This window comes from Streptomyces sp. ME19-01-6 (genome assembly GCF_033793745.1).
Taxonomy (GTDB): Bacteria; Actinomycetota; Actinomycetes; order Streptomycetales; family Streptomycetaceae; genus Streptomyces.
Genome location: NZ_JARAXF010000010.1, coordinates 242888 through 254253, shown reverse-complemented (window position 1 = coordinate 254253; position 11366 = coordinate 242888). Strand labels below are relative to the sequence as shown.

General features: G+C 67.9%; 7 protein-coding genes. All 7 read right to left on the bottom strand.

What is annotated here, in order from left to right:
• Positions 1-26: 26 nt before the first annotated feature.
• Genes PV419_RS24105 through PV419_RS24075 form a run of 7 tightly spaced genes read right to left on the bottom strand, consistent with a single transcriptional unit; the run spans position 27 to position 11356 of the window.
• Positions 27-791, bottom strand: coding sequence for a TauD/TfdA family dioxygenase (locus PV419_RS24105; RefSeq protein WP_319692108.1), 765 nt, complete (start codon positions 789-791; stop codon positions 27-29).
• 44 nt (positions 792-835) lie between these two features.
• Entirely contained in the window at positions 836-1969 is a 1134-nt protein-coding gene (locus PV419_RS24100; protein ID WP_319692107.1) for a hydrolase, read from the bottom strand.
• 5 nt (positions 1970-1974) lie between these two features.
• Positions 1975-2229 (bottom strand): acyl carrier protein, encoded by a 255-nt coding sequence (locus PV419_RS24095; RefSeq protein WP_319692106.1) that lies wholly within the window; start codon positions 2227-2229, stop codon positions 1975-1977.
• Positions 2226-6026, bottom strand: coding sequence for an amino acid adenylation domain-containing protein (locus PV419_RS24090; protein ID WP_319692104.1), 3801 nt, complete (start codon positions 6024-6026; stop codon positions 2226-2228). The genes PV419_RS24095 and PV419_RS24090 overlap by 4 nt, the downstream gene beginning before the upstream one ends.
• On the bottom strand, positions 6019-9093 hold the full coding sequence (locus tag PV419_RS24085) for an AMP-binding protein (RefSeq protein ID WP_319692102.1): 3075 nt from the start codon (positions 9091-9093) through the stop codon (positions 6019-6021). Before PV419_RS24085 ends, PV419_RS24090 begins: the two co-directional genes overlap by 8 nt.
• A complete protein-coding gene (locus PV419_RS24080) occupies positions 9090-10574 on the bottom strand; it encodes a class I adenylate-forming enzyme family protein (protein WP_319692101.1) in 1485 nt (494 codons plus the stop codon). The genes PV419_RS24085 and PV419_RS24080 overlap by 4 nt, the downstream gene beginning before the upstream one ends.
• Positions 10574-11356, bottom strand: coding sequence for an enoyl-CoA hydratase/isomerase family protein (locus PV419_RS24075; RefSeq protein ID WP_319692099.1), 783 nt, complete (start codon positions 11354-11356; stop codon positions 10574-10576). The genes PV419_RS24080 and PV419_RS24075 overlap by 1 nt, the downstream gene beginning before the upstream one ends.
• Positions 11357-11366: the final 10 nt, after the last annotated feature.

The window sequence follows — 11366 nt, the reverse complement described above, 5'->3', positions numbered from 1 at the left end:
AGCTATGAACGGTGCGAAACGGCGGATCAGGCGACCGAGATCCTCAGCACCTTCCTCGGGGAATCGACAGGATATTCCGCCCGTCCGTGCACGACTCTCCGGTTGTCCATGATCAGGACTTGACCGACCCGCCACTTGTGCGTGTACATGACCTCGGGTCGACTCAATACATCGGCCAGCTTCTCAAACAGAGCGAGATTTTGCTCCTTGCTGTACCCCACCACCGCAGCGCCGAAATTCCGACTCGGATCCTCCGGATAGTCGACCCCGACACACAACGCGTCTTCACCCGTTACCGGATCTACCTGCACCGGCGCCACAACCGGGTTTCCGTCGGGGCGCTCGGCATAGAATCCAGAAACCTTGGACCAGTATTCGACCTTGATTTCGCGAAGTGTTTCCACGAGATCATCGGGGGCCATCGCAAAGAATGCCCTGCTGTTCGCCACAAGCGTCTCACCGCCTTCGTACGGGGCTTCGAGACATTCCAGCCCGATGTAGCTGACCGGGTTGGCATTGAGGTGTCCATCGACATGCATCGGTATGGCACCCGTCCGGAACTGAGAATTTTCGGTATTCGGTCGCTGCTCTTGGATCAATTGCGTACCGAAGCCATACGACACCGGTACACCGAGTGGAGCCATGAGGTCTTCCAATGACACCGAACCCTCGTCATCGGGCTCCAGAACGACGAAACCGTGGCGTTCCAGCTTCTCCAGGTATGCCGAGGACGGTCCGCGGCCGCAGCGTGCGTCCGCGACGATGTGCCGCATGTCGGTGATCGAATCCATATTCCTGTCTCTTCGCAGATCGATGACGGCGGAACCGGCTTCGCTCAGCCGACGGACGTGAGCTCTTCCCGGACGTAGCCGGCTGCTGCCGTGCCGAATTGCAACGCCGCGTGCGAGCCCGCGGTATGGATATCGCGCCAGAGCCTCTGCAGCGTCAACCCGGTACTGTGGCCGCTGGTGCCGGATGAGCGCATGAGACGATCCACCGCGGAGATCAGCAGATCGGCTGCGAAGGCGCAGTCCCGGTGGTTGCGAGCCACCTGGGCGCGGGTGATGGTCGGTGCCGAATCAATGAGCTGTGCGATGCGATCGAGAATCAATTCGGCTGCGTCGATCTCGCTGGAGCTGCGTGCGAACACATCGGCGTGGTGGGCGACCAGCGGATCGTATTCGGTCGGCCGGTTACGGAGTTTCGGCCCGATCAGTTGCTTCCAGTGGCGCAGTGCGCCGCGGGCGGCGCCGAGCATCGGCAGACAGAAAATGAACGTGTTCACTGCCAGGAGCGGAATCGCGCGGCCGTCCGGGCCGGCCTGCGGAGCGTCCAGGTCGGCCATGCGGCCGAACGGGAATGTCATCCGTGCCGCGACGAAGACCTGGTCGACGACCACGGTGTGGCTTCCGGTCGCCCGCATCCCGACGTCGTCCCAGGTCTTCTCGATGCGGACCGTGGCACGCGGCACCAGGAACACTCGGTTGCCACCTGCGTCGTCGTCCTCCACCACGGCGGCGAGGAGTATCCAGTCGGCGTGCTCGGACGCCGTTGCCGACGGCCAGGCTCCCGACAGCGTCCAGCCACCAGCCGCCGGAGTCGCGGTGCCGCGGGGTGTCACGCCCCCGGCGATGAGGGTGTCCGGCCCGCCGGCCCAGAGCTGTTTCTGTCCTTCTGGTGGCAGATGTCCCGCCGCCCGGGTCATGAGCGCGGCCACCACCATGCACCAGGCGGTTGCCGGGCACTCCGCGCCGATGACGGCGGCGGCCTGCTTCAACTCGGCGAACGTGCCGCCGGAACCGCCGAGCGATATCGGCACGAAATGGCGCGCCGATCCGGCGGCGACCACCGCGGCCATGACCTCGGGATCGGGTGTGCGCGCCGCCTCGGCTTTCTCTGCATGCCGACTCGCCAGCGCGGCGATCTCATGCGCCTGCTCCACAAGGGACGAGGCTTGAGTCAACTTCATGGGTGTCATCGCTCCGCATCGACTCCGCGATTGGAAATGATCAATTCTGCGAGGCGTGCGACGGTCACCGGCTGTTCGGCGAATTTGGCGACCCGGATTTCGACATTGAACGAATCCTCAAGTGTGGACAGCAGTCTGACCAGATTCACGGAGTTGACTCCCGCGCTGATCAGATCCGTGTCGTACTCCTCCGGACGGAGTGAATATCCTTGTTTGCGCAGCTGACCGACAACGGCCTCGAGCACCATCGATTCGTTCACTGGAAGGCTCCCTTGATCTCGTCTCGCACTCGATGGGCGTTCTGCGCCTCGAACACATCGAAATGCCCTCCGGTGAGCGGGACGGTGCGCACCGCCGGCGCCCACCGTCGCCAGGCGTCCGGGTCGGGCTCGGCCGGCCGTTCACCGGCGCGGCATTCGACGACCGGTACCCCCACGGGTCGTGGCTCCCAGTCCCGCAGCAGCAGCTTGTTCTGCCGGTACACCTCGAACCTGCGGTGCAATGCCGGGTCCGCGCTCACGTCCGCCGCCGACACCGCCACGCCACCCACGCGCCGGATATCGTCGACGAATTCGGACAGCATGACCGCATCGGTGTCATCGCAGTGGCGCGACGCCGCCGACACCGGGGTGTCCAGCACGACCACCTGAGTCATCGGGTACGGCGCCGAGCGTGCGGCCTCTACCGCGAGTGCGCCGCCGAACGACCAACCGACGAAAACACAAGGCACCCCCGAATCCGTGATCTCCGCCGCCAGGCGCCGGAGGCAGACGTCCGCGACAGCGTCCAGTGTCGGGACGGTGTGCCGCGGTAGTTCGATCGGTCGGTCGAAACCGAGCACATGCACGTCGAGATCCCCCGGCAGGCTTCGGATCAGCCCGGAGTAGCACGCGACGCCACCACCGACCGGTGGGAAGACGATCACTCTGCCACGCGGACTCGCCACCGAACGCGGGGTGAAACTCCACACCGCTGTGTTCGCCGATCGGCGCTCGGTCCCGCACAGCTCCGCCAGGCCGGTCACGGTGGGGGTCGCGAGGAACCGGCCGAACGGGACGTCGTATCCGAACCTGCTGCGCAGCAACGACAACAGCCGGATCGCGTCGAGGGAGCCACCGCCGGACTCGAAGAACCCTTCCCGTCCCGGCGCCCTTCCCAGGATCTCGGTCCAACAGGCCTCCACCTCGTGGACATGCAGTCCCTTCCGCCGGGGCTCGGGCGACTCCACCGGCGTGCCGGTGGTCGGCACGGCCGCGCGCAGCCGGCGGTGATCGACCTTGCCGCTGCTGGTGAGCGGAATCTCATCGATGTCGATGAGCGCGTAGGGGACCATGTACGACGGCAGTTCGTCCCGCAGCGCGGCGATGCTCCGCTCCCGCCACGCGGCCGGGGCGTCGGGCGACAGGGTCACGAAGGCGAGGACGCCACCGCCGTCCTCGGAGACACACGCGGCGCTTCGGCGCACATGCGCCATCTCGTTGAGCAGCGATTCGATTTCGCCCAGTTCGACCCGGTAGCCGTTGACCTTCACCTGGGTGTCGGCGCGACCGAGGAACTCGACGACGCCGTCCGGGCCGCGGCGACCGCGGTCGCCGGTCCGGTAGATCCAGCCGTACTCGGGATCGTCGACGAACGCGTGGGAGGTCCGGTCCGGATCGTTCAGATACCCGTCGGCGACTCCCGCACCCGCGATGCAGATCTCGCCGATGTGCCAGTTCGGGCACGCTCGGCGCTGCGCGTCCAGCACCAGAATGTCCTGGCCGGGCAGCGGTTTCCCGTACGGGATCGACCGGCCGGAGCCATCGGCCGTCGTGATCCGGTGGTAGATCGACCAGATCGAGCCCTCGGTCGCACCCCCCAGGCTGATGACCTGCGACCCGGCGGATATCCGCTGCAACGCGCTGGGCAGGCGCAGCGGAATCCAGTCTCCGCTGAGCAGATAGGCCCGCACCGAAGGCAGGGCGCCGGCCTCCTCCGCGAGCAGCGCTGCCAGCGCCGGAGCCGAATTCCAGATCGTCACCGCGTTTTCTGTGATGGTCCTCGACCATGCCGACGGCGTGCGCGCGGTGTCCTCCGACAGCATGACCACCGTCGCCCCGGCGAGCAGCGGGCCGAACACGTCGTACACCGACAGGTCGAAGCCGATCGACGACACCGACAGCACGCTGTCGGAGGGGCCGAGCCCGATCAGACCGTTGACCGCGTCGATGGTGTTCAGCACGGCCGCGTGCCGGATGACCACACCTTTCGGCTCTCCTGTCGACCCCGAGGTGAAGATCACGTATGCGACATCGGGCGCGCCACGGCTCGGCGGCCGGCGCCGGCCCTGTGCCGCTGTCGCTGTCGCTGTCGCTGTCGCGAGGGGATACACCCCGCGTCGGCGCCAGTGGTCGGCGTCGCCCGCCTCCTGCCCGGTCACGGCGAACCGCAGGTGGGCTTGGCGGGTGATGCGGTCGAGACGGCCAGGGGGCACCCCGCGATCCAGCGGGATGAACACACAACCGGCGAGGAGCGCGCCGAGGATCGCCACCACCTGGCCGCGTCCGCGCGGCACGTGGACGGCGACGTGATCACCGACACCGGCGCCCGCGGCCACCAGTCGCTCCGCGACGTCCGAGGCGGCGGCGGCCAGCATGGCGTAGGTGAGAACGCCGTCGTCGTCACGGACCGCCGGTGCGTCGGGTGTCCGCTCGGCCGTCCGCATGACCCGCTGGTGGAGTGTCACGCCGCTGTGATCCGCCGGCCGCGGGCCGGTGTCGGTGTCGACGGGTCCTGTGCGCTCGCCCGTACGGACCCAGTCGGTCTCGTTGGCCGCCAACTGGGCCACGCTACGGGCGTATTGCTCGATGAAATCGTCGACGAAGCCTTCGTCGAAAGCGTCGGTGCGCCAGTCGAAACCCAATCGGAAGCTGCCGTCGGACTCCACGCCGACCTGGTGGTCCAGCAGGACCTGCGGCACCCGTAACTGGAGGCTGTCCCAGTCACGCCGCAGTCCGAGCTTCGCCTCGCCCTTGGTGTCGAGTTCCGCCGCCGTGAAGGCGAACGGGTACTGCAGACGGCGCCGATCAGCGGACGGGTCGGCCAGCCGGGCGATATCGGGACCACTGAGTGAGGAGTGCAACAGCTGTTCCATGAAGCGGCCCTGCACTTCTCGCGCGAGGGTGACGAAGGTGCGTCCCTCGGCCGCCGGTATGGCCAGCGGAAGGGGGCTTCCGTAGTTTCCGAGCACCTGCTCGGCACCGACGGGCCGCTGCGAATGGACGAGTGTGATCGTGTGCGATCTGCCGCCCCCGACAGTGCCGAGGAGCGCCCCGTACACCGTGAGGAAGAACATCGGAACGGTCAGGCCGTGCCGGCGTGCCTGATCCGCGATCGCGCTCGCCGTGGCCTCGTCGATGTGCAGCATCCGGTGCGTGATGGCCCGGCCCGCCTGTCGCCAGCCGGGCCTCAGGGGCACCTCGGCGGCCTCGGGCAGGGTCGGCGCCACCGCGCGCCAGTACCGTTCGTCGCGCTCTCGCCGCCGGCTTCCCACCGCGTCCGGGGCGGGGGTAGCGGCGCCGTTCGAGGGTGGTGGTGGGAGACGGGCGGGAGAGACCAGTTCTCGCAGGAAGAGGTTGAGCGACGCGGCATCCATCAGCCACAGCGCGTAGACCAGATGGATCCTGGCCCGCCGCGGCGAACGCACCACGGTGATCCGTAATTGCGGCCAGGCGTCGAATTCGAACGAATCGGAGCTGAATTCGTCGCGAACGTCGCGGTCGATCGTGTCGAACGTCCTCTCGGTCGCTTCCAGCACGGCTACCGGCACCACCGCGTCGGCGGCGACGGGCCTGGGTATCAGGTCGTGTCCGACACTCAGGCGCAGGAGGGGATTGCCGCGCACCAGACGGTCCAGCCGCGGCTGGATGTCCTCCACGCCGGACACGTGCACATCACAGGCGAGGTAGTAGCGGGCGGGGCTGCGCAGTTCGAGCCCGTCCTGGTCGCCGACCAGATACGCGCGCTGGATCGGGCCGAGCGACGTTTCGGCGGCACCACCTAACGCGTGTTCAGCCATCGGTTGCCTCCTGCCCCGCGCGGATGGCCCGCAGGAGATTGCGGTGCACGCTCGGAATCACGTCGGCGCCGGAGATGCCCTTTCGGTAGTAGTACGTCATGACCATCTCGGGTCCGGACATCTGCACTTCCCCCTGCAGCTGGTAGCGCAGCGCACGGCCCAGCGCTCTCGGTTGCCAGGACCCGAGAGCGCGGGCACGCCGGTCACGCGGCATGGGGCGCTGGTTGAACAGGATCGTGGACAGCGGAAAGCAGTCCGTGTCGGTCAGCCCCAGATCTGCGACGCGCTGGTCGAACTCCCAGCCGCTGTGCTCCGCGCCCTCGGCCAACTGGCGGGCGAAGGCTGCCACGTTGTGCCGCGGGGACGGTGCGCCCGGACTGCGGACGATCAGCGTGGTGGTGAACATTCCGACCGCCGCGGCATCGGCGTTCCCGCGGTACTGGCTGGCCACGATGATCGGGGGCTGGTCGAGGCCGAAGGTGTCCGCGACCGCCGTCTCGAACGCGGCCAAGGCGACGGTGAACGCGGAAACGCCCATGTCCTGCGCGATCCGATGGACCCCGCGTGTGCACAGTGTCCCCAAGGGCATCGAGACCAGCTCGCCCTGGGCCCCGTCACCGCCGGTGGCTTCGGGCAGCCGGACCTGGCTGACGCCGTCCAGCAGACCGCGCCAGTAGGCGGCCGCAGCGCCCGGCAGTTCCGCTCGCGCCGTCGCGACACAGTAGGCGCGGTAGCTGTCGGGGTCCGCCGCGGGGTCGAGTCCCCGCCCGGTCAGCACGGCGTGCAGCTCATCGGCCAGCACGTCCATGCCCAGCCCGTCCACGAACAGGTGATGCGCGGCCAGCACGACCGAGGAGCCGTCGGTGCCCCGTACGAGCAAGGCCCGTATCGGCGGCGGAGCCGCGGGGTCGATCAGTTCGGACACCAGCGCGGCACGCTCGGTCTGGACCCTCGTCCGAAACGCTGCCGAGTCCACCGCGACACCGGTGTCCACGACGGCGACCGGAGGGGACGATGCCGGCGGCGGTGTCCAGGTCTGGTGCCGTCCATCGGCGGTGAGTGCCAGCCCGAGTGCGTCGTGTCGCATGAGCAGCGTGTGCAGCGCCTTCGCGACCGCTGTTTCGGAGCACCGCGGTGCGACCTGGATCTCACGGGAGAGGTTGCACCAGTTCGCGTTGCCGCCCGGCATGCAGACCCAGATGTAGGCCAGCTGACGGCTCGACAGCGGATAGACAGCGGTCTCCGTCGTCCTCGGAGTGCCGGCGGTCTCGTCGGCGAAGGCTCCGGCGCCCTCTTCGGAGCACCTTCTCTTGTCGATCTCGCGGGCGAGGGACGGCGCGTCGCGCAGCGCGAAGCATTCCGGGACCGTGAGCCGGATCCCGTAGGTGCGATTGATCTTCGAGACGGCTGTGAGCATGTCCAGTGACGAAACGCCCGCGTCGACGAGGCCGGCCGTGCCGATGTCCGGTCCCAGCAGGTCGCGTAACAGCTGCTCGACCTCGGCCTGCCCGGCGTCACCCGGCGGTTCGTCGGGTGCGGCGGCTGCGGACGCTTCCGTAAGTCGGTCCGCGGACTCCAGCAGTGCCAGGCGGTCCACCTTCCCGCTGCGCAGCACGGGCAGATCCGCGCGCAGATGCAGCGTGAAGCGTGGGAGTTTCCCGCTCCTGCCGATGGTGTGGATCGTGGTGCGCAACGGCTCGACGGCAGCGGCGTCGTACGGCGCGACCGAGACGAAGACGTGCGGGCCGCCGCGGTCGACGACGACGCACTGCCGTACTTCCGGCAGCGCCTCGACGGCGTCGATCAGTGGGTGAAAGGAGACCCGTCTGCCCCCGAACTTGATGTCGTTGCTTGACCGGCCGACGATGACCAGGTCACCGTCGCCGGTCCGGTGGCCGATATCGCCGGTGGGCAGTGGGGCGGGGATCGGGGTAATCCCGTGAACGCCGGGATCGTCTCCGGATTCCGGGTGCAGGACCCCGAGGGCCGGCGCCTCCGCGGCGAGCAGGATGTCACCGACTCCGGTGCTGTCGGGGTCGGTGATGGTCACTTCGACGCCGGGTCGTGGTTTTCCGACCGGTATCGACCGGGTTTTGTCGTGGTCGAGGTGCTGGACGTCGCGCCGGTACAGCTGGGCCAGCGTTGCTTCCGTCTGGCCGTACAGGTTCACGATCTCGGCGCCCGGCGCGATCGCTGCCCACTGCTCGACGACCCGTCGGCCGAGCACCTCGCCGGCGAAGAAGATCAGCCGCAGGTCCGGTAGCCCGGCCGTCGCGAGGCGCGGTTCGTCGGCCAGGCGCGTCGCCGTGGACGGCACGAGGAACAGCGTCGTCGGCCCGCGGTCGACCAGGTGGTCGGCCAAGGCGGGCAGGTCCAGCTGTGCGTCGACGGGCGGCAGCGACAGCACTCCGCCCACGCCGAGCACACCGAGCAGCTCCCGCAGTGAGGGGTCGAAATTCACCCGGGTGACGGCGGCGCATCGATCGGAGTGGTCGAGCCCGAACTCGTGCCGGAACCAGGTGAGGAATTCCTCCAGGCCACGGCGGCTGCCGACGATGGCCTTGGGTTCCCCCGTCGAACCGGAGGTGGGGATCACATAGCCCGCGTCGGGATCGCGGAACGTCCTTGCCCGCCACGTGGTTTCCGGGGCCGACTCGATGATGACCTCGGCGGTGCCGGCGTCGAGAACGATCTCGGTCGGCCCGGTGGTCGCCCCCCTGTACTGGTCCGCCGGGGTGGCATCGTGACTGACCACCGCCGCGGGACAGGTGCGTTCCTCCAGCCACGCGTACTGCTGTGGGGTCAGTCCGGCATCGACCGGCACCGGCACCGCCCCGGCCCGCCAGGTGGCCAGCAGCCCGACCACATACGCGGGCGTCAGCGGTCCCATGACCAGCACGCTCGCCCGTGCCGCGCCGACTGCGGCGAGCCGGTCGGCCAGGCTGGTGACCGCGGCGTCCAACTGCGGGTAGGTCAGCTGGGAACCACACCACTCGACGGCTGTCTTCGCCGACGGTTCACCCGCGGGATTCGGGTGGTGACAGCCGATACTGTCCAGGCCGGTCATTCCGAGATCGCTCCGTCGCTGTGGATGATGCGCCTGACCGCTTCGTAGTCGATCTTGCCGACAGGGGTTCGCGGCACCGTGGCGGCGAACGTGTACGTCTGGGGGAACTGGTGCGGGAGCAGATGCGCACCCACCTGTCGCCGGACGGTTTCCGGATCACCCGCGGCGCCGGACACGATCAGCGCGGCGACCCGTTCGCCGCATTCCCCATCGGGCACCCCGACGACCGCGCAGTCGATGACGCCGTCGCATTTGCGCAGTGCCATCTCGACTTCGGTCGGTGCGACTTTGTTGCCTGTGACGTTGATGAAGGTCGACTTGCGCCCACGGATGAACCAGCCGTCCGGCCGCACGGCGACGAGATCATGCGTTCTCAGCCAGCCGTCCACGAACATCGTCGCCTCTGCCGCCGGGTCTCGGTAATACCCGCGGGCCAGGGATGGTCCGCGCACCAGGAGTTCGAAGACCTGGCTCTCGCCGTCGGGCATCTCGACCGGTTCCAGCCGCCAGTCGATACCCGACAGGGGGAGCCCGATGGTGCCGGGCCCCGCGTATGCGGCGTCATAGGTGATGATGCCGATCTCGCCGAGTCCGTACCCCTGGCGGAGCGGCAGCCCGAACTGCTCGCGGAACTTCACCTGGGTGTCAGCGCTGATGGGTGCGGATCCGGTGAGGGCCAGTCGGAGCGAACCGAGCATCGACCGGTCCACCCCGTCGGCCTCGACGAGCATGTGGTACATCACCGGCAGGCCGCTGACAATGGTCACCGCGTGCGCATCGATCATGCGGGCCAGACCGCGGGCGGTCAGATGCGCACCGCGCGCGAAGACGACCTTCGCTCCGCTCAGGAGGCTCGGCAGCGTCAGCACGTCGATTCCGTGACCGTGCCACAGCGGCAGTGCGCACAACACCACGTCCGACGGCCGCAGTTCGCCGTGGTGCGACCATGACCGCACCCGCTCCATGACCGCCGGCTGGCTCATGACGATGCCCTTCGGCTCACCGGTCGAGCCCGAGGTGCAATGGACGACGAAGTCGGCGGGCAGGTACTCATGGGACATCGCGGCGCCGCGGCCGGCTGTTCCGATGGCCTCGACCGCGATGGAGCCGCTGCCCGCTGCCCCGTCGCGCACCAGCACGTCCAGGTCGAACTTGGCCGCCAGGCGTGCCGTCTCCTCGGGGGCCGCTCTGCTGTCCAGCAACACGATGACCAGGCCGAGCTTGGCGGCGGCGAAGTAGGCGGCGACGAAGGTGAGCGGATCGTCCAGGGCCAGGCCGACGACCCGGGCGGACCGCACGGAGCCGCTGAGCGCTTCGGCGACAGCGTCCGTGGTCTCGAGCAACTGGCCATAGGCCAGGGCTGTGCCGTCGAAACCGACCACGGCCGGCGCGTCCGGTGCTCGCATGGCGACCGCGCGCAATGCCGGGTACAGCGGACGGATCTCCGTTTCGCCGGTACGGACAGCGCTCCTGTCGGTCATCACGATGCGGCGCTCGCCGCTTTTTCGCTCTGAGTTCCCAGAATATTACCGAAGTGCTTGTGCATCGCCTTGGCGGCGAACGTCTTGCGGTGCACCGCCTTGGACTCTTCGCGGCTGTACTCAAGTGCCGTCCGCAGACGGTCGGTGAGAACCCTCTTGGTCGCCGAGAACGCGACGTTCGGATACCGCCCCATCCGCTGTGCCCGCTGCAGTGCCCGGTCGAGCAGAAAATCCGGCTCACACACCTCGTCCACCATGCTCAGCCGCAGAGCGGTATCGGGCGCGATCGGCCGGCACGACATGATGGCGTGGCGGGCGACATCGTAACCGCACGTCGTGGAGATAATCGTGGCCGCCATGGACGCACCGATCCCGTGTTCCAGCTCGGGCATCACCAGATCCGCACGCGTCGTCATCATCTTCCAGTCGAACATCATGGCCAGCTGAAATCCCAGACCGATGGCGTGACGGTCGATCGCCGCGATCGTCGGCTTGCTCGTGTCCAAAACCGACAGATAAAGATCCGTACACCAGTCGATGGTCTCGTTGACGGCATCGTCCGTCGCCAGCCGCAGCGCCTCGTTGAAGTCGCCGCCGGCGCTGAAACATCGATCCCGACCGCCGCTGACCACAATGGCGTCGATGTTTTCGTCGCCATCCGCTTCGCGCATGGCTTCCATGAAGACTCCTGCCATCTCCTTTCCGAACGGATTCGTCGGCTTTTCATGGGCCAGCGTGAGGAGTCGCACCCGCTCGACATCTTCGACGTTGATCAGTGCCATAATTCTCGTC